The 23,674-nt window shown below is 67.4% G+C and carries 21 protein-coding genes; 9 read left to right on the top strand and 12 right to left on the bottom strand.

The window, feature by feature from the left end:
- Positions 1-2: 2 nt before the first annotated feature.
- From K7C98_RS10315 to K7C98_RS10275, 9 genes are all read right to left on the bottom strand, one after another.
- Positions 3-1,874 carry a hypothetical protein gene (locus K7C98_RS10315; RefSeq protein ID WP_224191430.1) on the bottom strand — a complete coding sequence of 624 codons (1,872 nt, stop codon included), beginning with the start codon at positions 1,872-1,874 and terminating at the stop codon, positions 3-5.
- A complete protein-coding gene (locus K7C98_RS10310) occupies positions 1,871-2,992 on the bottom strand; it encodes a hypothetical protein (protein WP_224191429.1) in 1,122 nt (373 codons plus the stop codon). Before K7C98_RS10310 ends, K7C98_RS10315 begins: the two co-directional genes overlap by 4 nt.
- Positions 2,923-3,615: a hypothetical protein gene (locus K7C98_RS10305; protein ID WP_224191428.1), complete on the bottom strand. Its 693-nt coding sequence runs from the start codon at positions 3,613-3,615 to the stop codon at positions 2,923-2,925. The genes K7C98_RS10310 and K7C98_RS10305 overlap by 70 nt, the downstream gene beginning before the upstream one ends.
- Before the next feature lie 301 nt (positions 3,616-3,916).
- Positions 3,917-4,588, bottom strand: coding sequence for a hypothetical protein (locus tag K7C98_RS10300; RefSeq protein ID WP_224191427.1), 672 nt, complete (start codon positions 4,586-4,588; stop codon positions 3,917-3,919).
- A gap of 18 nt (positions 4,589-4,606) precedes the next feature.
- On the bottom strand, positions 4,607-5,458 hold the full coding sequence (locus K7C98_RS10295) for a hypothetical protein (protein ID WP_224191426.1): 852 nt from the start codon (positions 5,456-5,458) through the stop codon (positions 4,607-4,609).
- Between the two features lie 55 nt (positions 5,459-5,513).
- Positions 5,514-6,314 carry a hypothetical protein gene (locus K7C98_RS10290; protein ID WP_224191425.1) on the bottom strand — a complete coding sequence of 267 codons (801 nt, stop codon included), beginning with the start codon at positions 6,312-6,314 and terminating at the stop codon, positions 5,514-5,516.
- A 91-nt stretch (positions 6,315-6,405) separates the two neighbouring features.
- Complete coding sequence (locus K7C98_RS10285) at positions 6,406-6,702, bottom strand: hypothetical protein (protein ID WP_224191424.1); 297 nt, start codon at positions 6,700-6,702, stop codon at positions 6,406-6,408.
- Entirely contained in the window at positions 6,699-7,127 is a 429-nt protein-coding gene (locus K7C98_RS10280) for a hypothetical protein (protein ID WP_224191423.1), read from the bottom strand. Before K7C98_RS10280 ends, K7C98_RS10285 begins: the two co-directional genes overlap by 4 nt.
- 93 nt (positions 7,128-7,220) lie before the next feature.
- A complete protein-coding gene (locus tag K7C98_RS10275) occupies positions 7,221-7,880 on the bottom strand; it encodes a hypothetical protein (RefSeq protein WP_224191422.1) in 660 nt (219 codons plus the stop codon).
- A gap of 712 nt (positions 7,881-8,592) precedes the next feature.
- Between K7C98_RS10275 and tnpA the strand changes: the two genes are divergently transcribed.
- From tnpA to K7C98_RS10255, 4 genes are all read left to right on the top strand, one after another.
- Positions 8,593-8,934 carry an IS66 family insertion sequence element accessory protein TnpA gene (gene tnpA, locus K7C98_RS10270; RefSeq protein WP_224191170.1) on the top strand — a complete coding sequence of 114 codons (342 nt, stop codon included), beginning with the start codon at positions 8,593-8,595 and terminating at the stop codon, positions 8,932-8,934.
- A complete protein-coding gene (gene tnpB / locus K7C98_RS10265) occupies positions 8,931-9,263 on the top strand; it encodes an IS66 family insertion sequence element accessory protein TnpB (RefSeq protein WP_224191171.1) in 333 nt (110 codons plus the stop codon). The genes tnpA and tnpB overlap by 4 nt, the downstream gene beginning before the upstream one ends.
- Before the next feature lie 30 nt (positions 9,264-9,293).
- Entirely contained in the window at positions 9,294-10,994 is a 1,701-nt protein-coding gene (gene tnpC / locus K7C98_RS10260) for an IS66 family transposase (protein WP_224191172.1), read from the top strand.
- A 991-nt stretch (positions 10,995-11,985) separates the two neighbouring features.
- A complete protein-coding gene (locus tag K7C98_RS10255) occupies positions 11,986-13,545 on the top strand; it encodes a DNA polymerase V family protein (RefSeq protein WP_224191421.1) in 1,560 nt (519 codons plus the stop codon).
- A 194-nt stretch (positions 13,546-13,739) separates the two neighbouring features.
- Here the strand turns inward: K7C98_RS10255 and K7C98_RS10250 are convergent, their stop codons facing one another.
- Positions 13,740-15,431: a hypothetical protein gene (locus K7C98_RS10250; protein ID WP_224191420.1), complete on the bottom strand. Its 1,692-nt coding sequence runs from the start codon at positions 15,429-15,431 to the stop codon at positions 13,740-13,742.
- 254 nt (positions 15,432-15,685) lie between these two features.
- Entirely contained in the window at positions 15,686-16,078 is a 393-nt protein-coding gene (locus K7C98_RS10245) for a MerR family transcriptional regulator (RefSeq protein ID WP_224191419.1), read from the bottom strand.
- A 191-nt stretch (positions 16,079-16,269) separates the two neighbouring features.
- Here K7C98_RS10245 and K7C98_RS10240 point away from each other — a divergent pair, with 191 nt between their 5' ends.
- A complete protein-coding gene (locus K7C98_RS10240) occupies positions 16,270-16,659 on the top strand; it encodes a hypothetical protein (protein WP_224191418.1) in 390 nt (129 codons plus the stop codon).
- A gap of 72 nt (positions 16,660-16,731) precedes the next feature.
- On the opposite strand, the gene K7C98_RS10235 is transcribed toward K7C98_RS10240, so the two are convergent.
- Positions 16,732-17,184, bottom strand: coding sequence for a hypothetical protein (locus tag K7C98_RS10235; protein ID WP_224191417.1), 453 nt, complete (start codon positions 17,182-17,184; stop codon positions 16,732-16,734).
- 530 nt (positions 17,185-17,714) lie between these two features.
- Here K7C98_RS10235 and K7C98_RS10230 point away from each other — a divergent pair.
- The 4 genes from K7C98_RS10230 (at position 17,715) to K7C98_RS10215 (ending at position 23,632) form a co-directional block, all read left to right on the top strand.
- The gene (locus tag K7C98_RS10230) at positions 17,715-18,485 is read left to right on the top strand and encodes a Crp/Fnr family transcriptional regulator (protein WP_224191416.1); all 771 of its coding nucleotides are present in this window, start codon (positions 17,715-17,717) and stop codon (positions 18,483-18,485) included.
- A gap of 102 nt (positions 18,486-18,587) precedes the next feature.
- A complete protein-coding gene (locus tag K7C98_RS10225; RefSeq protein ID WP_224191415.1) occupies positions 18,588-22,424 on the top strand; it encodes a hypothetical protein in 3,837 nt (1,278 codons plus the stop codon).
- Positions 22,425-22,429: 5 nt separating this feature from the next.
- Entirely contained in the window at positions 22,430-22,858 is a 429-nt protein-coding gene (locus tag K7C98_RS10220; protein ID WP_224191414.1) for a hypothetical protein, read from the top strand.
- Positions 22,859-22,957: 99 nt separating this feature from the next.
- The gene (locus K7C98_RS10215) at positions 22,958-23,632 is read left to right on the top strand and encodes a hypothetical protein (protein ID WP_224191413.1); all 675 of its coding nucleotides are present in this window, start codon (positions 22,958-22,960) and stop codon (positions 23,630-23,632) included.
- Positions 23,633-23,674: the final 42 nt, after the last annotated feature.

The following is a 23,674-nucleotide window of genomic DNA, read 5'->3' as shown; positions in this document are numbered from 1 at the left end:
CCTCAGTATCGTGAATCCTTGCGAGCTTGGGTTTGACGGTAGAGCCAGTACCCCGCGGCCGAGGTCAGCGCCGTACCGCCGAGATAGGCCGCGAGGCGGATGTACTTCCCGTCGTCTACCGGCGTGGCCGAGGGCTCGCACACGCCAGGGCTGCAGCGCTTCGGCTTGCCTTGCGCGAAGGGCATCGGCCGCGGGTCTTCCTCCACCTTCGGTGGCGGCTCCTTGCCCGGCTCGATGGTGCCCACAGAGAGCTTGAGCCCGAGAAGGCCCGGCGGCCGGGACTGGACGCCCTTTTCTTTGAGCTGCTCGCGCCAGTCCCGGCCCTCGAACATCTCGCCCATGGGCACGTCCGCGAGATCCACGAGGCGCCGGTCGGGATGCTCGAGCAGGGTCGCACGCATCTGCTTGAGCAAGGTCATCATTTTGTCGTCTTTGAAGGCGTCCCAGCTCGACCGCACATAGGCGCACAGGAGCGAATGTCGCAAATAGTGGACCTGGCGCTTTCGCAGGTCGTCGAGGGTCTTCCGAAGGTGCGAGTCGTAGAGGCTGATAAGGCACGGCTCCCCCTTGGTCGTGGCGCGGGTCTGATTCGGGTGGAGGACGCAGCCGTACTCCCGGGAGAGCCCGTCGAACTGGCCCATCTCGCCGCGGGGATTGCCGGGAATGCTGCGCCCGTATTTCGGCGAATAGGTAGTGCCACCCGAAAGGAAGCACTGCCAGGTCCCCACGGCGCAGCCGATGGCGCTGCCGTACACGTACCGGAGATCGTCGAAGCGCGACCCGCCTTCCTGCCATGCCTTCCCGTTGTCTCGGAGGAACTGGATCCCCCCGCCGCAGTAGCGCTTCCACTTCTCGTGCAGGGCGGCGACGTGGACCTTGTAGAGATCGAGGCTGTGCTCCTGCTGGGCCACGAGCGCCCAAGCGGTGGCGCCGAGACGGCCCAGGTTGATGTAATACTGCCCGACGTCGACGACGTGTTCCCGCTTGATCGGCCAGTGGTAGCTCCGGTCCGCGTTGAAGCGCGCAATCTCCGGGCCGAACGGATCGAGGCTCACCTGGACAACGGAGGTGATCATGTCCATGCCGGGCAGCAGGCCGAGGCCCTCTCCGGGCTTGAAGACGGAGACCGCCTCGCCCGCGTCATCCTCGCCTTGGGTGGTCTTTCCCGGCGCGAACGCGTAGCCCCCCTTCCGCTTGACCCCGACCCACTCGTCACTGTCGAAGCGCGGGCTGAAGATCTTGGTCCATTCGCCGCCTGCGAGGATCGGGAGCAAGACGGTATTCACGAGATAGTCGTCGGTGTCCTTGGAGGGCTGCTGCAGCGGGGGCATCATCGCGAACACCGCGCGGCGCGCCTGCTCCTCGCTCTGCTTGGCCGCCTCCTGGCGGGCGATCCACGCCTGACCGATGGCGACGCCAAAGCCGACGATCGCCGCGACGACCTTGCCGACGGGCCCGAGCGCTCCGAGCGCCTTCATCCCCGCGCCGAACGCGGCGTCGATCAGGGCCTTGGCGACCATCTCCTCGTCCATCAGGTCCTGCAGGGAGAACCGCGTCATGACGAGCTCGATCGCGCCGTCGAGCGTGCGCAGGACGCCGTTCGTACCGAGCGAGCCCATGTCGATCGACTCCTGCGCGGCCGTGACGATCCGGTGGATCATGTACTGCGCCCCGAGCTTGAAGTCGCGAGTGCCGATCTGGTTCTGGAGCTCGCCTTTCAGCAGATTGTTGAGCGTGCCCTCGGCGGCGCTGGGGTCGGAGAGCGCGGCGACCATCGCCTCGTAGGGGATGCCCGCGCTGGTGAACAACGTCGTCGCAAAGGGGTGATGCCCGAAGAGCTTTTGATAGCGATCCGTGGCGACGTCGATGATCATGACTTCACCCCCAGGGTCGTCACTGCCGGGAAGACCACGGACTTCGGTGCGAAGGACGCGAGGCACGGGTCCGGGTTCTTGGCGATGCTCACTACGAGCTCGGGCCCGAGCCTCGGGGCCGCGAGAAGGGCCCGTCGCAGGGCGAAGAAGGCCGCGAAGCGACGCGTGACGTAGTTGTACGCGACCGCGTTCAAGGGGCCGAGGGGGGTGGAGAGCGTGATGACGGACAGGCTCGTTTGGTCGGCGCGAAGCAGCAGGCCCTCCCGGTACAGGCGGCCGGGGATCGCGATCCTCGCGTCATAGTTCGGGACATCGCGGAGCGCCTCGTCGCAGGTCTTCCGGAAGTGTTGATAGCGGACCACGACCTCGCGCGCGTCCTGCACGAGGTTCGTGTCGGGCTGCCACATGTCCGCGCACAGGGCCATGCCGGTGAGTGCGGGGCTCCAGCCGCCCGCGGGCTCCCATGCGAGCGCAGGGGCCGAGGCGTAAAGCCGGGTGCCGTACACCCACGGAAACGTCCCGAGCGACAAGAGGACTCGGCTCTGCCACGCGCCGACGGGCGCCTCATCGGTGATGCGGTGCGGATGGAGGAACGAGCTGGCGACGTCGTTGTAGAAGGCGCGTCCGCTCAGGGTCGTCCCCTCGGGCGAGAAGCTGGCGCCGCCAGCCAGGTCGCTCGCTCGCTCGTCGATGAACCATCCCCGGGTCCGTCGTGCTGCGGCGTAGGTGAAGAGGACGTCGTGCCGCGCCTTGGCTCGGGCGGTACGGACGGCGAGAGGGACGGTCGCCGAGCTCGCGCGCGGGAGCGCGTTGAACCACCGATCGAACGTGTAGAGCGCGGTCGGGGTGAGGGCGAGAAGGCCGTCGCGCTGGTTGCGGAGCTGGTCCACGGCCGCGACCAGGGCGGGCCCGAAGCCGAGGGTGCCCGCGACGTCGAGCCACTGCCGGAGGTTGAAGTTCGCGAAGTTGGTCGAGGAGAACGGGCCGAGGTCGCCGGCGAGATCGGCGACGGCTTCCACTTCGGGGCCGTAGCAGGTGGTCAGGTGACTCATGGCGATTTCCTCGGCGTCGGAAGGGTGCCGACGATCTTCTGGAACACCGTGGCGACGCCCGGCCACTTCGCGGCGCTGAGCTGCGCAGGGATCGTCGTCGTGTCGTTCAGATCGATCCCCACGGCAGCGACGTCCTCGGCGAACCGCTGCCGGACGGCCTTATACGTCGCGTTGCCGCGTGCCGTCCCGACCAAGAGCGACGGACTGGCCCAGCCGGCCTTGATGTCGTAGTGATCGGCGATCGTGTAGTTGTCGAGGAGCCGCTGCAAGTAAACGATCGCGCCGAAGGTGGCGACTCGTGGCAGGAACATAATGCGGGGATCCGAGCCCAGGAGCGGCGCCTTGTCCTTCATCTCCTGGACGCCGGTCCACAGGAAGTAGGGGGCGAGCGCGCCGTAGAGCCCGCCGGATCCGAAGTTCGCGGCCGCCTGCGCGTACACGAGGGGCGTGCTCTTGTTCCGGTCCTTGCTGTTGTTGTAGGCGCGTAGCGAGGCGTCGCGCTCGGCGGCTTCCTTGGCGGGGTCGTCTCCGTTGTGCGCGGTCGGGATCCAGCCGCCCGATTCGCGGTAGGCGACGATGGAGAGGATTCGGCCCGCACCGACGATCCCGCTGACCTCCTCCGCGAGCAGGAGCAGCGGGCGGAGCTCCTGGGGCGTCTTGCCCCAATTGCGCATGAGGTCGCCCTTCACGTCCGCGGCCGTGGGAAGCGGCAGGACGTTGTCCCAACCGAGGGGGGCGGTGGAGGCCGGCGTCGGGGCCACCGGCGGGGCCACTGGCGGGGCCACGCCAGGATTGCCGTTGGGAGGCGCGACCGGAGGCGCAACTGGCGGTGAGGCTGGCGGAGTTGGGGCCGGCGGAGACGGGACTCCCGAGCCTGGCAGCGACGCCTGACTCCGGCGGAAGTATGCGATTCCCGCGTAGGTGAGTCCGGCGGCGGCGAGAGCGGAACCTGCGATGATGATGGGCTTGCGCATAGGAACTCCGAATGGGTCAGCGCTTGAATGCGTAGTAGAGAGTCGGCCCGCCCAGCGTCACGCCGGCGACGAGCCCGAGGACGATCATTGTGCTCGCGCCAGAATTCACGGGTCCAGGCGAAGGTCCCACAGGTCCAGGTGTGGCCGCCTTCTCAGCCGCCGGCGGCGCGGCTTCTGAGCGCGTAATGACAGGGCTGGGCTGCGGATCAGGGACGAATTCGACGGCCTGGGCGTCGCGTGTGATCTTGAGGCTCTCCGGCGGCAGCATCCATCCGACCGGCCCGATGTATTGTGAGATGGTGGCCGTATCCCAGCGATCGAACGCGGAGTAGAGAGGGAGCCATGACGCGCCTTCCGTGGCGGTGCGATACGGGAGTCGGTTTCCGTCCTCGCTCGAGTCGGGATCATCGTCGTGCTGGCCGAGGAGGAGCGCCAGGGCAGGAGGGACCTGGGGCCCGATAGCGAGTCCATCCTGGCTGGGACGGACATAGGCCCAGGGGCGGGCCTCCGCAGGGACCAGCGCCACCCGAGCGAGGAACGTCGCCCGCGCCTCCGGCGTCGCCGCTTGGAAGAGCGCGACGATAAGCGCCTCCAGCGCCTCCTTCTTGGCGGTCCTGACCTCGGCCGGCGCAGTGGCGACCTCGGAGAGCTGGATCAGCGCGGCGGTACGGTGACGATCGATGAGCATGGGCGGGGTCCCCTCGGTCTACAGCTCGTGCGCGTAGCGGCCGCGCAGGCGATCGCCGGGCGCCACGCGCACGAGCTCGATGTCGCAGAGCAGCACCGAGGCCGAAGCCGTCGCCTCGAGGACGATGTGGTCGTCGTGGCTGACGTACTGGACGCGCGACCACGTGACGTCGGGGAGCACGACGACAGGCGCGGAGTGCGAGCGCGTCAACGCGTCGACGACATAGACCCTACCGTCGTTCGCGCTGCCCGCGAAGCGCACGGAGAGGAAGGCGCCGAAGTGCCTCGGGAACGGGCAGATCGCGGAGAGCGGGATCGGGCCGGTGCCGACGTCGTCGGCGACGGACAGGAGGCCCGCGCCGTCGTCCCAGGCGAAGCTCGGCATCCAGGGCGCGCCGGTGAAGGTGGGCACGAAGGCGCTGCGGCGGACGATCCGGAGGCGGGTGGGCGACAGCCCGGGCGAGCGGCTCACCGCCCAGCGGAAGTGCTCGGCCTCGGACGCCTCGTTGATGCTCAGCTCGACGACGGTAGGGCCGCCATTCCGCGTGTGGAGCGCCAGCCGGTCGCGGGCGTGCAGGAGCACGTACTGGAATCCGGTCGTGAGCGAGACCTGCTCCCGGGTCCGCCCGCCCTCGTCGATCACCCGGAGAACCGAGTGCGGGTTGTTGTGGCTCGAGGCGACGCCGACCATCTTCACGGCCTCGGGCGAGAAGAGGTCGAAGAAGTCGGGCATGACGACGCCGGCGCCGGCGACGCGTCCGGTGTAGTGGCGCGGGGCATCGTTGGTGAGGTCGCTTCGACGGAGCGCGACCTGGGTCGCGCCGTCGAAGTCGGTATCGGAGTTGAGTCGGATGAGGATCGGTTCGGACATGTTTGGTGCTCTCTCGCCTCAACGGCGGAAATCGTGGGTGATGCGCTCTATCGCGTCACTGCGGGATCGAGCTGCTGCTCCCGCCGCCGCCCCCGCCGCACGCCCCGCCGCAATCGGGCTTGCAGATGTCGACCCGGCACATCTCGAAGAACTTGTTGTTGTCGTAGAGGATCACGACCTGCGCCGACTCGAGGTTGGTGCCGCCGCCGCTCCGGTTGCTGATCTCGACGATCAGCCGCTCGAGGCTGCCGACGTCGATCGGCGCGCCCTTGTACTTCGGAAAGGGCACGATGATCTGCCCCCCGTCCTTGTTCAGGAACTGGTTGCCGCGATACGTGGGGCCGATCTTCTTGCCGAGCTCCCCGGCGGCTCCGTCGCCCGGCCCCAGGTAGAACGAGATGTAGAAATCCAGGTAGTTGTTCGCGCCGCCGGCGAGGTTCATGTCGATGCGGATCTGCGTCGGCGTCCAGCCGGGGCGGCTCGAATGCTGGAGGCGGATCACGTGGGCCGGCGCCACGGGGAAGTCGTCGACGTAATCGCCGCCGAGGCTCTTGACCGGCTGATCGAGGTTCACCTGCGAATCATCCGAATACTCGTCGATCGTGATCTGCGAGAAGTTGATGTTCGCGCTGCAGCAGGCCCTCTTCATCAAACGCATAAGCATCTCGCACTGCCCCTCGAGGGTCTTGCACCGCTCCTCCACCCTCCGCGTCATCGTATTGACCTTGTCGGGGCAGCCGAGCATCTCGGCCCACCGTTCGGGATGGCACCGGAGGATGCGGAGCATCTTCTGGAAGTTCTCGGGAGTATCGATCGGATACTCCGCACCTTCGTACTTCACCAGACCTTCGGACATGCATCACCTCAATCTGGGCCCTGATGGGCCCGGCTGTTCGCAACGATTCGATGTTGACACTGCCGGCAGAGCCGGCTCGTCCCGAAGGACGTCAGGTACCGCGACTCAAGCCGAGCAACGCCTCGAGCTGCGACGCGGACGTGGTGTTGCCCGTCTCCGCTCGCGGCGCGACTTCGGCGGGCGTCGTGTCGGCGGTGGGTCCCACGAGGCCGGGGGGCGCGTGGAGCGACCACTGCAGCACGAGCAAGTGCCCGGTCGTCACGCCGCGCACGGTGGCAGCCGGCAGCTCGAGCTTGTGCTCATGCCCGAGCTCGTCGATCGCGTGGACCAGGGCGATCGGAGATTGGCCCGTCAGCACGCGGAGGACACGAGCGACGACCGTGTTCATACGATCGCTCCGTCGATCGGGGGGGCTGGGGTGATGGCGGGCGCTGGCGGCTCAGGGTGCGCGAGCGCGTAGGCCGCGGTGCCCACCGAGAACATCGCGCCGCCGACGACCAGCGACGCGCGGAATGCCAGGCTCTCGTCGAACGCCACGCCGAGCGCCACGCCGGGAAGCCCCGCGATCGCCAGCGCCGGGACGCCCTTGATCCGCACATCGGCGCTGCGCTGGGCGGCGTAGCCGACACCGAAACTGACCACGGCCGCGGCGCCGATCCCGAGGAGGTGCGAGATCTTCCCGCGCCGGTACTCGCCCATCCGCACGCCCATGGTCTCCCGGACGGCGCAGATCCGTGCCGCGTCGGCCTCGTCCTGCTCGACGCGGATCTGCTTCCGCGCATCGGCGAGACGCTTGGTGTACTCCTGCTCCATCTCAGAGCGTACCGCCGTGCGGACCCCGTTCATGAAGTCCCCGGGGGAACCTGCCGACCCTGTGTTGGGATTGTCTGCCATATCTCACTCCTTTCAGTTGGTATCGTCCGACCCGTCCCCGAAGGCCGCGAAGGCGCGGCCGAGGCCGCGGGCGACGCCCTCGAGCCAGTCGAGCGGGCTATCGTCCTCCTTCCGCTCGTCGGCCGCCATCCGCCGGAAGTGCGCAGAGAGGCGACGGCCGGCGGTCTCGTGCTCGATCATCTTGTGCTCCCAGCTCATCACGTCGAGCTTCTGCATGGCCGCCTGGAAGCGGTCCTGGTGCTCCTGGACCTGATCGCAGAACTTGCGATTCATCTCGAGGGCGTTGCTCGTCATCTGCTCGAGCATGTAGGACTGAATAAACGCGGCCCGCTCGTAGCTCTCCCACAGCATGTGGTGGGCCAGCTCGACGCCCTCCCACTCCTTTCCCCGTGGCGCCGCCTCGCCCTTGGAGAGCGGGGACTGCCGCACCGTCACCTCACGGGCCCGCTTCGGCCGGGGCGGCGCTTCGCGGTCGGGCTTCGGCTTGGTGGGGACGAGCGCCGCCGAGACGTCCTTCCCGTCCACGAGCAGCGTGGCGTCCGGACCATGCCGCTCGCGGAGTTCGACGAGCAGCTCTTTGAGCCGCCCGGCGGGAACGCCGTCGAGTTGCTCGAGGACCTTGGCATTCGCTGTGACCATGATGTTGTGAACCTTGGAACCCATCACCTTCATCGTACCAGTGAACGCGGCCGGGCACCAGTCCGAGCTACGGAAGTCCGGAGGGAGGCCGATGGCGCAACTATGAGCATTCAGCGGTGGGCGAGTGCCGTGATCCTCTACAGCGCTGCACGCATATCGCTCTACTAGTCATAGCACCCACGAATCGCCGGCATTGCCGAGTTTCTAGCCAATCCTCGGAGGATACGCAGCGCCTCGGCCCCGCTGCAGGGCCGGTTAGCCCGATTCAGATTATCCATAGCGCTTTGCCGTGTGTTGCCGCTGGGAGCTGCATTCGCGTCGACCGCTGCTCGCATGGTGGGCGCTAATCCCGGTTTGCCGCGTCGCGACCCGGTTCTGCCCCAAGCTGCCGGCCACTGCCGCGAGCGCTCTTCACGAGCCGAGCCGTAAGGGCAGTCTATGCCGCTCCTGCATGGATTATCCTCTGGAACTTCGGTATCCGTCCGACGTAGTGCGTCGTGACCGGCCTCCGCCGAGGCTCTACAAGGGCTCGCGGAGGATCGATGACCTCGAAGAAGAACGACGACTCGGACACGCGCGGCGCGGTCGTGGTGCAGCCCAGAACACCGCCTCGAGGAAGCTTCTCGTTGCTGCTGCCCCCCAACATGGTGTGGGAGGAGCACCCCGTGGCGGGTGGGATCCGACTGGACTTTCGGATTGCGACGGCGAAGGACATCGTAAAGCGGATCCGGGAGCGAGGTGATGGGTGAAGGCGCTCGAGACGAGCTCCGTATGGCGGGAGCGGGTCGAGGCATGGGCCCGGAGCGGCCTGACGTGCAAGGAGTACGCGGCGAAGATCGGCGTCAACCCGCATACGCTCGCAGGCTGGCGGTGGAAGCTGCGACGGCGGACAGCGGCAACCGCATCGACGAAGACTCGCGCGCCGGCCGCTGATCTCGTCGACGTGACGGAGCAGGTCGCGGCTGCGCTGGCGAAAGAGGTCGGAGTCATCGAGGTCGAGCTCGGCGGAGCGCTGGTCCGGGTCCGCGGCGAGGTCGACGCTGAGATGCTCGTACGATTGCTGAGCGCGATCGGAGGTCGTCGATGATCCCCTCAAACGTGCGGGTCTTCGTATGCCCGGAGCCGCAGGACATGCGGCGTGGCTTCGATCGGCTGGCGCTGACGGTCCGTGCAGAGATGGGCGGCGATCCGCGGAACGGTGCATTCTTCGTCTTCGTCAGCCGGCGCGGTGATCGGCTCAAGCTCTTGTGGTGGGACCAGACCGGCTACGCGCTGCTGTACAAGCGGCTGCATCGCGCGACGACGCAGGCGCCGAGAGCCACCGACGCGTCGCAGCGGGCGATCGAGATCGACCAACGCAGCCTCGCCGCGCTGCTCCGGGGCGTCCCGCGAGAGGCGGTGCGAAAACGCTCTTGACGTGGACGCGCGGATCCGTACAACGAGCGCGTGACCGAGGCCGAGGCCGAGCAACTCCGAGGAGAGCTCCACGCGCTGCGCGAGGCGCTTGCGAATGCGACCTCGGACCGAGAGCGGTACCGGGCGCTCTACATGCAGCTCCTGGAGCGCTGCCGGCTGCTCGAGCGAGGCATCGTCGTCGGACAGAAGGCGGAGCGTGACCGCGGTGGCGATGAGGCGCAGCTGTCGATGCAGCTGCTCGGCATGCTGCTGAGCCCGGACGAAGCCGAGGCGGTCGCCGAGGACGACGGTCTGGACGACGCGCTGAGCGACGCGCTCGACGAGGACGACGGCGCCGGCGACGGTGACGGTGACACCGGACCGCGTGACACGTGTGCACCGCGGCGGCCCCGTCGCGGGCGGCGCAAGCTGCCGGAGGCGCTGCCCCGGGTCGAGATCGAGGTCCTGCCGCCGGAGGTGCTGCAGGAGGGCCTGTCGAGCTTCCGGCGGATCGGCGAGGTCGTCAGCGAGGTGGTCGAGCGTCGTCCGGCCTCGCTGGTGGTCGCGCGAATCGTCCGGCCGAAGTTTGCCCGCAAGGACGATCCGGCGGAGACGATCGCAGAGCAGCTGGCCCAAGAGACAGCCGCGAGCCCGACCGTGGTGATCGCGCCGCCGCCGGAGCGGCCGATCGAGCGCGGCCTGGCCGGCCCCGGCCTCCTGGCGCACACGATCGTCCAGCGCTGGCAGGACCACATGCCGAGCAACCGCCAGGAGGCGATCTACGCCCGCGAGGGTCTCGTGCTCTCGCGCCAGACGATCTGCAGCTGGCATCAACAGCTCGCCGACCTCGTCGAACCGCTGGTCGAGGCGATGCTGGCCGACGCCTTCCGGTCGCCCTACCTCTGCGTCGACGCGACGGGGGTGCTCGTGCAGGCGTCCGAGCAGTGCCAGCGAGCTCACTTCTGGGTGCTGATAGCACCCGGCCGGCACGTGCTGTATCGATTCTCGCACAAGCACGACAGCGAGGCCGTCGATCGCCTGCTCGCGGGCTACGAGGGCTACCTCGTCGCCGACGCGCACTCGGTCTACGATCACCTCTACGCCCGTGGCAGCGTCGTCGAAGTCGCGTGCTGGTCCCACTGTCGGCGCTATTTCTACAAGACGCTGGGCACCGAGCCGGAGCTGGCGAGGCACGCGCTCGGGCTGATCCGCAAGCTCTTCAAGGTCGAGGAGAAGCTCGCCGACGAGGCTCGCAAGAAGCGCGAGTCGGTGCGCCGGAAGGTCTCGGCGCCGATCGTCGACGCCTTCTTCGCATGGTGCGACACGCAGGCCGAGGCCGCCCTGGACGGCTCGCCGCTGGCCGCCGCGCTGACCTACGCTCGCAACCAGCGGGCGGCCCTGCGCCGTTTCCTCGACGACGGCCGCCTGCCCCTCGACAACAACATCTCCGAGCGCGCGCTCCGGCGCGAGGCCGTCGGCCGCAAAAACTGGCTCTTCGTCGGCAGCGACGACGGCGCGCGCGCCAACACCGTCTTCGTGTCCCTGCTCGCAAGCTGCCAGATGCACGCCATCGAGCCCCTCAGCTACCTCCGCGACCTCCTCTGCCTGCTGCCCTCCTGGCCGCGCTCCCGCGTCCTCGAGCTCGCCCCCGTCTCCTGGCGCGAGACGCTCCAGAAGCCAGAGGCTCAGCAGCGGCTCGCCGCCAACGTCTTCCGCCGTATCGCGCTCGGCGAGCATCCGCTCCCGGTGTAGCCGACCCGCCCCGCGTAGAGCGAGACGCAGTCAATCGGACGCATACGAACTTCGGGATCTGCCGGCCGACAGAGAGCCGTCGGCAGCCGAGGCGCCTTCACAGGTCGCTGCGAAGCGCTGAGCTCCGGGCCCTCGAGCAAATGCCCGGCAATGCCGCCGTCTGCCGGGCCGCAAGCATGGCCCTGGCCATTCTGTGGGTCGCAAAGCGCGAGTTCTGGAGGCCGTCTCGCGGCAGCGGGTTGTCTTGCCGCGCCGCGCGGGGCGGAGCCCGGAGAACGACACAGAGGGCGAGCGCAGAGAGCGCTTGACACGGGGCGGCGGCTTTCTTGCCCGGCAATGCCGTTGTTTGCCATCCCCCGGTGCGCCGGCCGCCCGCCAGCCGCTTGCCACGAGGCTTCAACCCGAGATCCGCCGCGAGCCGTGCTCTTGCCGCCCCTTGAGGTGCATCCGAGCGCCCGAACGGCCTGGAGCGCCGCCGGAGGATGCTGGCAGCCGGAGACTGGCTCAATTGCCCGGCAATGCAGTCGTTTGCCATCTCCCCGGTGCGTCAGGGGCTCGCCAGCCGCTTGCCACGAGCTTCTGCCGGAGATCTGCCGCGAGCTGTGCTGTTGCCGCCCTTGAAGCGCATTCGGGCGCCGAACGGCCTGGAGCGCTGCCGGAGGGTGTTGGCAGCCGGGGACGGGGCTCAATTGCCCGGCAATGCCGCGATCTGCCGAAGCGAGCACCGCCCCGCGCAGGCTGCGCGTCACGGATCGCCACAGCCGCGTCGCGCGGTCAGCCGGACCATGATTCTTGGCTTCGCGGTCGCGGGTCTCAGATGTTCAGCGCCGTGTCCTGTGCGGCCTCGAGCGGGCATTTCATAATGCAAGTCGGGCGAGCTCGGCGGGCAGTTCAGCCGCAGTCTTGGCATTTACGGCCCAAGGGCCGAAAATTCGGCCGCGTGCTTGCCCAGCATGGAGCGGCCTGGGATACCCAAATGCTGAGGGGGCGAATGTCACTCGCGGAGCGCGCACCGTCCGAGAAACCCGCGATTACTGCATGGCGTGTTGGGCGCATACGCCGGAGTGCAACCATCACTCCAGCAACCACGCTTCAGCTCGACGAGGCCCGCCTGGAGCTCCACATCGACGGTCCCATGGCGCGCGCGGAGCTCGTCTGGCCGGCCGACTACGGGACGCGCATGCTCGCCTATGGACCGTACTCGGACGTCATGGAGCGCGTGATCGAGTGCGGGCGCTATGGCGTAGGCTGCGGCCCGTTGGCATCGAGCAGGCCGCATCAGTGGCAGGAGTTCAAGCAGGACGGAAGTTACCGCGCGATCACGTCCAGGGGCGAGCTGCGCGTCCTGCCCTTCGGGTCGAAATTCGCGCTGGTCCACGTGCTCACCGACGGCGGCGTCGCTTGGCTCTCCGTGCACGACGACCGCACGGACGCACTCCGCTCCGCGTTCGCTAGCGTCGGGAAAGCGCGCCCTCGACCACTTACCGTCCGGTATCGCGGCCGGGTCCTCGAACTGACGGTCGCAAGCATCCGCGGCGTGCTCGCATACTGCCGGCTGGACCCCACCAACGATCTCGTCCTCCTCCCTACAGAAGACGCCGAGCACGTCGAGCTGACCATCATCGGCGATGCGACTGTGACCGTGCGGGTCATCCCGGTTCAGGAACTCGGGCAACGCGAGGAACTTTGGTCGGACGAACCTCCACGCGTAGTGATGCGTACGCCCATTCATTCGCCTCCACCGCCGCCGCGCCAAGCGGCGGTCGTAGCACCCGCTCGGGTCGCTGAGCCCGCGGACACGATCCTCGGGATCCCGGTCCGCCGTCCGGCCCCGATTTCCTGTCGTTGCAAAGTGCCGGCGGACGTCCTGGAGTGCATCAGGTTCCGCGCCCAGCAGATCGCAGATTTGCAGCCCATGTCACCCAATGATCCGACCGGGTGGTCCAAGAAACTACGCCGGGAGCTCGCAGAGGGGATGGTCGCTCTCGCCGCACGCGGCCGCGACATTCGCGGGGTGGGTCGCGAGCTCCGCCAGGCGATCGAAAAGGTGCTGGGCTATCGGCTCACGGGGGGGCCCAGGTCGTTCCGATACGCGATCGCGGCGTACCGCCTCTACTCGAAGTTTGTACGGCTGGAGGGGCGGCAGACTGTATTCGTCTTCAGCGAACTGCTGCGCCCCGACTCCGAACTGATGCGCTGGCTCCGCGGTGGCGTGGATCTAGCCGAGGCCGACGATAGCTCGACAGACGGGTTCGTGAACCCCGACGAGGACGCGGATTTCGACCCTGAGCTCGGCGAAAGCACCGACGAGAGCGAGAACGACGACGAAGTGAGCCCGGACCTGGCGAACGACGACGAGGTGGCGGACGACGACACGAGAGACGGGGAAGCGGATCCCCTCGCGGAGCTTCGGCGCATCCTCCCACCCAAACCCAAATTCCTGTACTACACTCCCAAGTACCATGTCGATCTCTTTGAACGAGACAGACAGCGCCGCATCCAATTAGCAGACGCGGCAAAAAAGAAAGATAAGAAGGATGAACCCTCATAGCGTGATAGCGAGGCTGTTCGGCCGCGTCGAGCTCGACTCGTGGCCGATCCTCCGGCCCTAGGTCCAGATCAACCCCGGGACAACCCTTGAGGCACCGCCCGGTCCCGTAAAAATCCTGAACGGAATCTCCGACGCCGGCTAGCTAGCTAGTCAGCGCCGGCTCTACGGCGAGCCGGCGCGAGGTCGCTGAAACTCTACATGTTACTTGCTCCCTCACGGCCTCCATCACCAGGGGCATCTCCCTCTTTTGGAAGAGTGACACTTTCCGCTAAGTTCTCACTTGCGGGGGCACCTGCTGGAACCTCTGAGGTTCTTAGCAACACGATTTCTGAAACTTCGTATCCCGAGGGCAAGATATTCATCAGCGTACTGGAAAGGAGGTCCGCTTTGGGGAGCTTCTCATCCTGAACTACCGTTTGATCCTCATCGACGACCACGACCCGAATCCGATCAGCCGCAGGAGTGATCGTCACCTCTAGCCGTGATGACACGGGAAGGGTAGGTGCTGCTGCGCTCTCCGCCTTGCTCGTCAAATCAAGCCATTTCAAGAGACATCCCTGAACAATGTACAAGAACACATGCAATTGCATGGGGCATGCCTCAGATTCGTACCGCGTAGGTCCAATGCCAATGCCACCTCTTGGCCGCTCTGAGAAAACTTCTGCTCCCGAGATCTCTTCTTTTCTGAAGAACGCTGAAAGGTTCTCAGGCGGGCGCGACATTGGCGAAGGGAATTGGTGCCCGGCGTGGAGAAAATCTGAGCGATAGGCATAGATCTGCTCAAATGACTTTTTGAGGGAGGAATCCCAAGTAAGTTCACCGCGAGGCGGACGAACCGGAGGAGGAGGAGGTAAGTGCGCGATGAGGAACCTGACGAATCTATTGAGGGCGCCCGCGTGATCACCGGGAACCTCCGCCAGCGCCTCGATTGCGCCTACTCCCCAGATCCATGCGAGGTCAGGTTCAAGATCCGACTGAAGGAGAGCCTTCTTGTACAGGACAGCGGCGCGCAGAAACCTAGCGGCAAGCGGTGCTGACAGCGAAAAATACTGCCTCAGCACAGGTTCAGCCGTCGCCAAGTTGTCACGCTCGCGGGAAAAATAGTAGGGCAATATAGAACGATGGCGTTGTGCCTGGATTTTGGGCCTTGGTCCGGGATCCCGAGCTTCGCCCAAAGGATCGGGAGACAGGCCGAACCAGCGCGAAGCAACACTGTCACCAATCAAACGACGGCCCGTTGCCACTGAAATCAAGCAGGCCAGCTCATCCGCAATGGGGATCAGGATTCGTTCGCGATACTCGGCGTACCTGGGATGAGTGTGTAACAGTTGGCGGAAGGTATAATCGAAATCGTTGGCTGAACGGTACAGTCTGTACCGAACCGTTAAAGAAGCCATCGTATCTGCATCTGCCGGGAGATTGTTCTTGATGTCGAATGGTCCAAGGGCCTGCAGTTCACCAGCAAATGACACGTCAGAGTAGATGAGGCATTCCTCGGCATACCAAACCGGCTCATCGGTCTGCGACGCTTTCCAGATTCGATATGCAAAGCTTCCTTCAAACGGCCTGTCGTTATTGCGCAGAATGGCAACAAACCGCTCCCAGCCTTTAGCGGCTGGGATCACACCGGCTTCATTGAAATAGTAGAGCGACAGAAAACCTTCGATCAAACGGTTCTTGTCCCTGTTTGCGGTCACCACCACGAGCTCCTGCGCATCAAATCGTGCAGGTGAATTTACCCACTCACTCAACCACTTTTCTCCATTGTCAAGTCTCGTGAGCGCGACGAAATCCTCGCTAACAATGGCTTGGCCTTGAGCTAGTGCTTTCCTCTTGCTATTTTGGATGGTCACTAACTGCGGCGAATGCTCAGGCATTTTGGTCATTTCAAAATGCTCGCAGGTGGCTGGCTCAACGTCAAGCCTATTTTTAACTTACTGACATTTTTCGACAATCCCGTGCCCGGCGGCATCGGCGAGCCGCGCATGGCCTCGGACCCGCCGCCGATGCACGCCCGCGGACCGGCTCCAAGGCAGGGCGAGGAGATGGCGGGGACGCGGAGATCCCAGGACGGTCGCAAGGGAACCGCACGGCGCCCTCGCTCGCCGATGCAGCGCGCGCAGAGCCCCAGCAACCTGCATCACTCACCGGCCGTCGACCGGCACTTCCCCGGGGTGCGCGCGGTCTGGTTGCCCCGTGGGTCGGTCCGCTTGTCCCCGCCTTGCGCACGTCGCCGCGGGCCGCGGGGTTCGGGTAGCACCTCAAGGATCTGTTCGCCGAAGGCTTGCAGGATCCGCGGTCGGATCTCCGGCAACCCGAAGGCGAGCTCGCGCTGGCTGCGCACGAACTTCGCGAGCTCCAGGGTGATCATCGGCCACTTGGCGATGATGCCGCGCCCGCCGGAGGTCCGGGGCCGGGGCAGGAGACCCTCCCGGAGCCACTCGTAGAGCGCCGTCCTCTCGACGCCGGCCACCGCGCTCACCTCGTCGGTCGTGGCGTAGTCCTTGCCTAGGGGTTTGGGGTCCTCAGTCATGGCCAGCGTGATCCTACACTCAATGCCACCGTCTTTTACAATTTTAAAGAGTGCTTACGGATTTTTTAAGATATGCTTGGCGAACACTTTCACTGCCGACCAACGCACGCTGGCGCCAGGGAGCGCGCCGGCGAACCCGCATGGAGCGCACACGGCCACGGAAGGCCTTTTTCTCGACGCGGAGGAGTCAGATGTTCAGCGCCCGCCCCCCGCCCGGCTTCTACGCCGGGGGCTCGGATCACATCTTCTTTGTCAGCCCTGCCGGGGACGTGTGGGAGGTCGAGGCGGACGGACTTCGTGTGTCCGCGCTGCCCGCCCACGTCGAGCCCGTCGAGCACGAGCTCCCCTCGATGCTCCTGCGCGTCGCAGCGCACTTGGGGCTCGTGCCCGCCGGGCTACGGGGGCTGTCAGACGACGCGCTCGATCTCCTCGACGAGGTCTTCTGGGACGGCCAGTTCGGAGCGGAACTCCCTGGCGACGTTGTTGCCGAACTCGCGCAGGCCGGCGTCAACTGTGACGCCTCGGGGCGACTCTCCGAGCTCTTCGCGCTGAGCCGGGCGGTGCGTGGACCTCAGCCTTGAAGCGGGCGACCGATGCCTTGTCCTGCGAACGGTGTTGTGACGGAACAGGAGGGACCGCGGGTAGGAGGTCGCCTACCTCTTCTTCGTGGCCTTCTGCGCCGCCTTCTTCTTCGCGCCCTTCTTCGCGCCCTTCTTCGCGGAGGTTTTCGCGGTCGCCTTCGCGGCCTTCTTCGCGGCCTTCTTCGCCGGCGTCGTCGACTTCTCGCCGCCTCGTGTTCGGGGCCCGCGGGGTTTGGCCAACACGTCGAGAATCTTCTCGCCAAACGCCGCCACGATCCGCGGACGGATCTCGGGCAAGCCGAACGCGAGGTCACGCTGGCTGCGCACGAACTTCGCAAGATCAAGGGCGATCATCGGCCACTTGGCGATGATGCCGCGGCCCAAGGTCGACCGGGGCTTCGGCAGCAGGCCCTCCCGCATCCATTCGTAGATGGCCCCTCGCTCGACCCCTCCGGCGTCCATGACCTCCTCGGTCGTCGCGTAGTCCTTGCCCAGCGGCTTGATCTCCCAGGTCTCGTCGGTCACGGCGAGCAGATTCTATCGCGCGCCCAGCGGCTTGCAGTTTTTTTTGGCGTCCTGAACGCACGTTTAAGGGGCTCTTGGCGAACATTTGCCCGTCAGAGAAGTAAGACGCCTCGCGGCGCCGTGGGCTGGCGCCCACGCCGCCCGTGCTGCGTCATCAACGCGCTCGGACGAGCGCCCCATGGGAGGTGCAGCTTGCGACTGTATGGTGACTCCGCGCCTTTGCCGCGATCCCTGGCGCCCCATCGGGACCGGGGTAACTACCGCGGCGCATTCCGATCGATAGCCGAGCTCGGCAACTGCCTCCGGAGCGCGGTGGGGGTGACTCGGGGCCTCTCTCCGGCGGAGCGGGTCGCGCTCGCCCGCGAGTTGGATACGCGCGGGGAGATCTGGACGGTCATGCATGAGCACGCCGTCCACGTGTTCGGACGGCCCGGCAGTGACGCGGATCGCGTGTTGGCCAGCGAGGGAAGCTACCTCGACGAGCCGTGCGAACTGGGCCCCTGGTTCGCGGAGACGGAGGGGGAGCCGCCATGAAGATTGAGCCTCCTCCCACGCTGTGGTGTGTCCGAGGGCTGTCCATCCTGTCGGGGTTGTCGGACCCGGCGCTGCAGGCGCTTGCAGGCGCTTCCGTCACGCGGCAGGTCTCCCGAGGTACCATTTTGCATACGCCCGGGACGGACGCCGAGCACGTGTACTGTCTCCACGGCGGTCATGTCTCGGCGCTTTGGGAGTCCCGAGCGGGTCGGACCATCAACGTGGGCGACTTCTCTCCGGGGGACATCTTCGGCGAGGCTTGCCTTTGGACCTCTTCGGCGACCCGCGAGGACATGGCAATCACCACGTCTCCGGCGCTGGTGACGCTCGTGCCGCGGGCCGTCTTCCGCGACGTGCTCGACCAGCACGCCGCTGTGGAGCGCGCCATCGTCGCGCAGTCGGTGTCGCGCCGGCAGGCCGTCACGCTTCGCCTGTGCGACGCGCACAGCCTCGACGCTCGTGCGCGAATCGCCGGCCAGCTTCTCCGCCTTGCAGAAGCCAGCCGTGCCACCGCCGATGGCCGGAAGGTCACGCTGGGGCCCCAGCGAGAGCTTGCAGAGCGTGTCGTCTGCACGCGTGAGACCGTGACCCTGGAGCTGGCGCGTCTCGAGCGCGAGGGCCTCATCGTGCGTGCGGGTCGTCGGCAGTTCATCGTGCCCAACCTCAACCGGCTTCGTGCGGCCGCTCAGGAGAGCCCACCGCCGAAGCCACCCTCGTCCGCGTCCTCGGGCGTGTCGACCTCGTTCGCGTCGGCAAGCGCCCCCTAAGCACGTCGCGCCCGCCGTACGTGGGCGCTCGACGGCGGCCCTCGCCGCCGATTCTCTGCGCAACGAACTGCGCTCGCAGGAGCGCCACAGGTGAGGTGCATCGTGAAGTTGTCCGCTATCCCCAGGGCCGGGTCGGCCCTGCTGTTCTTGCTGGCCTGCACTCGAGAAGTCGCCCACGAATCGCCGCCCGATACGACGGCACCAGTGTTCGACGCTGAACCGCCGCCAGATCCTGGAATCGATCCAGGCGCGGAGGTCTGCCGTGTCGACGCGGACTGTGATGCGGGCCGCTTCTGCGAGTTGCGGATCTGTGTCGCCGGCTGTAGCGCCGACGAGGAGTGCGCGCCAGGTGCGTCGTGCGACACGCACGGCCGCTGCTTGCCCGACGGCGGCGAGGAGCCCGAGCTGGCGGGGACCCCGGTGCTCGTCGAGCGCTTTACCGTGCTGGGGTTCGGCGAGGCGACCGCACGCACGACGCTCCGTAACGAGGGCCCCGGCGCGCTCAAGTACCGCCTGGACTCGGCCAATACCATCGTCGACCTCGATCGCACGCTCGCCGAGCTGGCCCCGGGGGCCGAGGTCGAGCTCCGCGCCGATGTTGACGTGGAGGCGCTCGCGGCGACCGACCGGCTGTTGCCGGTGCAGATCCTCACCAGTGATGGCGCGCTCCTATGGTCGATCGAGGTCGAAGCCGCGCCGGAGTCTGGGCAGTTCCGCGGCACCGCGGCTTTCGCCGTCGGCGGCGCCGGCCTCGGCGAGAGTGACCTGGTCCTCGACCTCGACTTCCGTGACGACGGCACAATCGCCGGACGGGTCGACACCGACGCGAGCCTCCTGTGGCCCCAGCCGCTCGCGGTTACCGGCACCTGGACGCCCGCTGGGGACGTGACGATCGAGCTGCGCGATCGCTTGCCGGCGGACGACTGGCGCTACAGCCCCCTCGCCCGCGAGCTCGGGCGCACCTTCATCCTCACGGGAACTCGGGACGGATCCGGGCTCGAGGGCACGCTCGTCGAGTCGATCACGGGACTGCGCGACACCCCCGTGCAGGTCGAGGGGACCTTCGTCCTCCGTCGTCATGGCCCGCTCACGGGCCTCGTCCACGCCGCAGACGATCCGCCGGGCCCGGCGGCCGCGCCGACCTGGCTCGCCCCGCCCGGCGTCGACACGGACGCCTGTGAGGGTCTCGGTACGGTCTACGGGACGCCGGACACCCTCGTCGAACCGACGCCAGCCTGCGACGCGTGCGCGACCGGCAACTGTCCCACCGAGGACAAGCTCGAGTGCGGCAGCGCGCTCCGGACTTCCGCATGGAACCTCCCCGTCGTCCTGGCGGAGCTGAGCGGCGGCGGCCAGGTGAAGCCCCCGAGCGCCTGGACCTGGGACGACTGCACCGCCACGGCGCCGCCCTACGCCGAGGGCCAGGCATGCCTGGACATCGCCTCGATGCGCTGTGCCCACACCCTCATCCGTCGCGGTGCCCAGGACACGCCCGGCAAGACCGGCGAGTTCTACGAGCTCTACGCAGCCCTCTACGCCGCGGACGAGGCGCTCGCCGCCGGGCTGCTCAGCACCGAGACCCAGATCGACGCCGCGTTCGCGTACAAGGACGAGCTCGGCGCACCCGTCTCGGACGTCCTCGCCCGCGAGCTCCAGCTCCTCGCGACGGATCGCCAGCGTCTCGCGGCCGCGCTCGCGCCGACGCTCACTCCGGCCTTCGCGGCGGCGCTCGACGTGATCGCGGCCGAGAACCCCGACCTCGTGGAGGAACACGTCGCCCTGGCCCCGCTCGCCCAGGTCGCGAACTTCGCCGGCGCCACGGCCCGATGGGCCCGCCTCGCCGACCTCTCCGGCACGAACGCCGCCGACGTGCGGGCTGCCGTGCGCCTCGCCGCGATCGCCACGCATGCCGCGGGCGCTGAGCTGCACGTGCGGCTGCACGACCACGAGGGCGCGGCGGCCGGCCTCCACGCGCTCGGGCCCGCCGTCCAGTCCCTCGCGTCGGTCCACGCGGCGCTGCGCGCGGACACCTCGTTCGGCTACGCGGCCGCGTACGTGCCGCTGGCGCTCAGCCTCCAGGATCTCGAGCAACACCGTAGCAACTTTGAGGCGGTCCACTTGCTGGCGACCGACGACCTCGCGCAGCTCGAGCAGGTTTTCGGCGACGCATGGCAGGCGATCCGCGACTACGAGCAGAAGACCTACGCGCTCGATACGACGGTATTCCAGCTCGAGGTCGAGTACGACGGCAAGCTGCGCGCGCTCTGTGGCAGTCTCCCCGGCGAGACCCGACCCGCGCTCGAGCAGTGCGGCATGCACGGCGGCCAGATCGCCGAGCTCAAGGCCGCGGTCGACGCGGCGGGCCTGCGCATCCGCCACGCGGCCCAGGCCGTGGAGAACAACCTCCACGCGATCGCGGTCGAGGAGGAGCGTTTCGGAAAGGAAGTAGCGATCCACCTCGACCTCCAGGCCGAGATCGAAGCGGCGCAGGGCGAGATCTTCAAGGTGCAGGACGCGGCGGGGAAGGAACGCTCCGCGCTCGCGCAGGCGGAGGCCGCCGCCGAGTGCAGCCGCGTCCGCGAGAACGCCCACGCCGAGGCCGACGTCCAGCAGGCCGATTGCCTGCAGCAGATCGGCTCCGCGATGTTCTCGGGGCCCAGCATCCTCGGGACTGCCATCCCGAACCCGATGCAGCTCACCGGCGCGATCTTGGGGTGCCAGGCGCAGGAGAACAGCCGCAACGTCCAGACCGACAACCAGTGCAAGAGCATCCTCGGGCAGGCGGGCCTGACGAACGCGCAGGAGGAGCTGGCGCGCAACGAACAGCAGGCGATCACGGCGATCAACGCGGAGATCGACGCCGCCATCCGCGCGAGCGACCTCGAGGTTCGGCGCGCCGCGTCGGTGGCCCTCGTGAAGAACATCCGCGCCGAGGGCCTGCTCTTGCAGCTCGAGGTCGAGGAAGCCGAGCTCGCACGCGACACCGCGAGGACGGCGATGTGGAGCGCCTTTCAAGAGGTCGGCGCGCTCCTGCAGGAGAAGGCCCAGGCCATCGGTCACATGGTCGAGGACAGCCCCGACAACGCGCTCACGCGGCCGCACTTCCTGCAAGCGCGGCTCGAGGCGGCTCGCCGCGTCCTCCCGGTCCGCGAGCAGACCGCGCGCCGCGTCTACCTCGCGCTCCGCGCCCTCGAGTACGAGCTGAACCAGCCCCTGCCGACGGGGCGCGACACTCTCGCCGCTGCGCGGTCGGCTGCCGACTTCGCCTCGCTCCTCGCCTGCCTGGATAGCATCTACGAGGACTATCGGCTCGAGCACGGATTCGGGCAGCCCTACGTCACTGAGGTCAGCTTGCGCTCGGACATCTTCGGCATCACCCGCGACGTCGTCGACGTCGACGGCACGGCCGTGACGCCGGGCCAGCAGTTCGCCGCGCTCCTGCGCGACCCGCTACACCGCTTGCCGGACGGCTCGGTCGCGTTACCGTTCGCCTTGTCGGCCTTCGAGCACGCGCTGTTCTCGGCCGCGCTGTGCGACGACCGGGTCGAGAAGGTCGAGGTCAAGCTCGTCGGCGACTACCTCGGCGACCGCGAGGCCGAGGTATGGCTCACCCGCCAGGGCCTCGCGGGCGTGCGGCGCTGCGACGGCGCGGACCTCCCGTCCTGGTCGGCCTACGTGCCCTACAGCTTTGAGCGCGAGCAGATCGTGATCCAGGCTGGCGTCGGCGACTTCGGCACCGCCGGCCCGAACGCAGGCTATGCCGCATGGCCGGTCCATGGCGAGCAGTGGACGCTCACGATCCCGCCGGCGGACAAGGCGCCTGCCAACCGCGACGTCGACCTTCACCACGTCAGCGACGTCGTGCTGCGCCTACACCACCGCGCCGGCTCGATCGCCCCCGAAGGGCAAGGCGTCTTCACGCCGAGCTGCGGAGGATAGGTCCCATGACCACGCCGATTCCTGACGACGACCCGCTCGAGCTCATCGAGCGATTGCTAGGCGGCGTCGTGTGCCTCCTCTGCTACGCCCACGAGAAGCCCGAGCGGATCAGTCTCGAAAGGAGCTGGTGGTCGCTGCGCAGCCTGAAGCGGGGCGCCGAGGCTGCGCTCCAGGGTACATTCACGCCTCGGAGTTTGAGTCGAGCCGGTCGCGTCATGCTCGTCGAGTGCTGCGATGCCGAGCGGTCGAACGTGTACCGCTGCGCCGCGCAGCTCGGGTTCGTGCCCCGCGTGCGATGCGGGACAACCACGGGGCCGTGTGGCCCCCCAATCCTGGCGGATGGAGCCGAGCACGACGTAGAGGAGGCCGACCCAGCCCGCATCGAGCCGCAGACGAACGTCGGCTCGAGCCTCGGCAATCTCATGGGGTTGTAGACCTCCCCGAGCGCGCCGTCGTGCGCGCCCCCACGTGCCACGGACGGCACGGTGTTCCTCGAAGACCCCTTCACGTCCCCGCGAACAGGAGGTTCCGACATGCTGCGCAGATTTTCTCGCCATTCCATGCTCACCATCCTCATGCTGTCCATCCCGCTCGCCGGGATGCCGGCCCGTGCCAATGCCCATGTCTGGGCTGTCCGATCGAACGCCGAGGTCGCGGGGAACGATGCCGCGACGCAGGCGGTCCCGGGCGCGCCACGCCTGCACATCGAGCTCACGCGGCCCGCGAACGTCAGGCTGCTCGAGATCACGGGAAGATTCACCATGGTGAACTACCGGACGGGGTTCAGCAGCGGCGTCACGTCTCGCCCGGTCTGCGCGGCCCCCTGCGACCAGGTGATCGATGGTCGCCAGGGGCAATCGTTCATATTCGACGGTGACGGCATCATCAAGTCCCGCGAGTTCTCCCTGTCCAACTACAGCGGCGATATCGTGGCGCGAGTCAAACCCGGTCGAGTCGGGCTCCGGATCGGTGGGATCATCACCATGTCGCTCGGAGGCGCGGCCATCGGGACGGCGGGGATCCTCCTCCTGTTGGAGGGCCTACGCAGCCGCGGACCGAGGTTCGACGACGGCCAGACGCCGGAGTACGAGCCCAATTACCTGCCCGCGACCGCGCTGGTGATCTCCGGCGCACTCGCGCTGGCTGGGGGCTTGGCCATGGTGCTGCTCAGTCGTACTCGGGTCACCTGGTCCCAGCGACCTCGATGAATGTGTAGCCCCCTCGTGCTTCGCGCCTCGACCGTCTCACGG

It is taken from the genome of Nannocystis pusilla (assembly GCF_020073745.1).
Classification (GTDB): domain Bacteria; phylum Myxococcota_A; class Polyangia; order Nannocystales; family Nannocystaceae; genus Nannocystis; species Nannocystis radixulma.
Note: the sequence above shows the minus strand (reverse complement) of the source record. Positions and strands in the feature narration are given on the sequence as shown.